The organism is Pseudomonas sp. HMSC057H01 (assembly GCF_001836405.1).
Lineage (GTDB): Bacteria > Pseudomonadota > Gammaproteobacteria > Pseudomonadales > Pseudomonadaceae > Pseudomonas > Pseudomonas aeruginosa.
The window spans coordinates 1-1792 of record NZ_KV828491.1 but is presented as its reverse complement, the minus strand read 5'-3'; the positions used below and the strand labels follow the sequence as shown (position 1 = coordinate 1792).

Here is a 1792-nt window from a genome sequence, read left to right as displayed (position 1 = left end):
GGGAAACCCGCGGCTTGACCAGCCAGAAGCGGGTGTCCTTGCTCAGATATTCCTGGGCTTCCTTCTTGATCTCGATGGTCGCGACCACGCCCTTGATGTCCTTGCTGACATGCAGGTCGGTCACCTTGCCCACCGAGATGCCCTTGTACAGCACCTCGGTCTTGTTGGCCTGGATCCCGTCGCCGCTCTCGAAGCGAACCTGGATGTCCACGCCAGCCTGGTCGAAGGCACGCCACGCCAGCCAGGCACCGATGGCCAGGGCCACCAGCGGCAGCACCCAGATCGCCGACCAGTTCGAGGTCTTGTGTTTCTTCGGACTTGGCAGATCACTCATTCTCGTCATCCAGATTGGTGTTGTCCCAGATCAGCCGGGGGTCGAACGTCACGGCGGCGAGCATGGTGAGCACCACCACGCTGGCGAAGGCGGCGGCGCCGAGATTGGCCTCGATGCTCGCCAGGTTGCCGAAATTGACCAGCGCCACGAGGATGGCGATGACGAAGATATCGAGCATCGACCAGCGCCCGATCCATTCGATGAAGCGATACATCAGGATACGCTGGCGGGCCGACATCGGCTGGTGCCGCTGCACCGAATAGAGCAGCAGGGCGATGCCCACCAGTTTGAAAGTAGGAACCAGGATACTGGCGACGAACACCACCATGGCGATGGGGAACATGTCGGCATGCACCAGTTCGACCACGCCCTCCATGATGGTGGCGGGCATTCCGCTGCCGAAGAGGTTGACCGTCATGATCGGCAGCAGGTTGGCGGGTATGTAGAGGATCGCCGCGGTGATCAGCAACGCCCAGGTGCGCGTGAGGCTGTTTGGGCGCCGGGCGTGCAGCACCGCACCGCAGCGGCTGCAACGCGGATGCTCGTCCCCGTCGGCGCGATTCAACTGGTGGCACTCGCCGCACACCAGAATTCCGGCATCAAGCGCGCGCATCGTCGTCCTCGCCGCCCAGCGCTTCCCATACCTGGTGCGGCGACATGGTGACCTCCAGCCAGACCTGGGTGAACAGCAGCGCCACGAAACAGGCCAGGCCGACGCCCAGGCTGAGGTCGGCCATGTCGATCAGCTTGACGATGGAAACCAGGATGCCCATGAGGTAGACCTCGAGCATCCCCCACTCGCGCAGATGGTGATAGCCGCGATAGAGCAGCATGCCGATGTGACGGGCGATACCGAAACGCACGCTGATCATCACCAGCAACTGGCAGAGCAACTTGACCAACGGGATCACCATGCTGCACAGGAATACCAGGATGGCGACGCCCTGCATGCCACTGTCGTAAAGACCGAGCACTCCCGTCCAGACCGTATCGCTGCGGGTCTGGCCGAGCAGGCTGAGATTCATGATCGGCAGGAAATTGGCTGGGATATAGAGGAAGAGCGCCGTCAGAACCAGCGCGAAGCAACGGCGTTTCCATTGATGGCGATGCGCGGCCAACTCGAAACCGCAGCGCGGACAATTGGCTTTCTCGCCCGGTCCCAGGGGTTCCCGGCGCATCAACAGATCACACTCATGGCAAGCAACCAGTTCTTCCAGGGGAAGATCCTGCAGGCCACGGACATCGGTATCGGACATGAATGAGCTCGGCTGGATTTGTCGGCTATTGTAGACGAGCGCACAGTGCAAATCGCGTCTCCCATGCCCTCGGAAGTACGCCGCCCGGCAGCTCTCGAAGTTTTTCGATTATCGTCCGCAGCGCTGCTGGCTTGCCACTTTTCCGCGCGCAAAAGCAAAACCCCCGGCCATCGCTGACCAGGGGTTTTGGGATAGGAGCTTG

At 61.5% G+C, this 1792-nt stretch carries 3 protein-coding genes; all 3 read right to left on the bottom strand.

What is annotated here, in order from left to right; all coding sequences use genetic code 11:
• The coding region (locus tag HMPREF2581_RS33590) for an MlaD family protein (protein WP_152901296.1) at positions 1-334 on the bottom strand (334 nt) is incomplete at its 3' end.
• Entirely contained in the window at positions 327-947 is a 621-nt protein-coding gene (locus HMPREF2581_RS19055) for a paraquat-inducible protein A (RefSeq protein ID WP_003107436.1), read from the bottom strand. The genes HMPREF2581_RS19055 and HMPREF2581_RS33590, both read right to left, overlap by 8 nt.
• On the bottom strand, positions 934-1641 hold the full coding sequence (locus HMPREF2581_RS19050) for a paraquat-inducible protein A (protein WP_011666770.1): 708 nt from the start codon (positions 1639-1641) through the stop codon (positions 934-936). The genes HMPREF2581_RS19055 and HMPREF2581_RS19050 overlap by 14 nt, the downstream gene beginning before the upstream one ends.
• Between the last annotated feature and the right edge of the window lie 151 nt (positions 1642-1792).